The organism is Mesorhizobium sp. M2E.F.Ca.ET.209.01.1.1, from assembly GCF_004010375.2.
Taxonomy (GTDB): Bacteria; Pseudomonadota; Alphaproteobacteria; order Rhizobiales; family Rhizobiaceae; genus Mesorhizobium.
The window spans coordinates 1-379 of record NZ_SADP02000370.1; the positions used below are offsets into that span (position 1 = coordinate 1).

A 379-nucleotide genomic window follows, 5' to 3' on the forward strand; every position below is an offset into this window, starting at 1 on the left:
CGTCAACTCAGCCGGACGGATCTTACTCGATGATCTTGACGATCTTGCGCGTGCCGGGATCGACGACGACCGTCCGGTTCTCGATCACCGCGTAGCGATACTTGACGTTGGGAACCTCGTGCAACTCAACGGTATCCGGCAAAGCCGTGCCGACATTGAGTTCCACGCCGGGAACCTTGACCGACGCCAGCGGCTGCTTGTGCACGTATTCACGGATGACGGTCTCCTGCTCGGGCTGAATGATGACGTCTTCGGCAGCGGCGGCGCCGATACCGGTCAAGAGCAGCAGGCCCGCGGCGGCGGTTGTGAGATGCAGTTTCATCGATATTCTCCTCATTTGTGATGTAATGCCTCTCACGCTGCGCCTGCGATTCACAGC

The 379-nt window shown here is 59.4% G+C and carries 1 protein-coding gene; it reads right to left on the minus strand.

All coding sequences use genetic code 11. The annotated features are described in order from the left end of the window. Positions 1 to 22 precede the first annotated feature (22 nt). Positions 23 to 322, minus strand: coding sequence for a DUF1236 domain-containing protein (locus tag EN852_RS36035; protein WP_127230743.1), 300 nt, complete (start codon positions 320 to 322; stop codon positions 23 to 25). Positions 323 to 379: the final 57 nt, after the last annotated feature.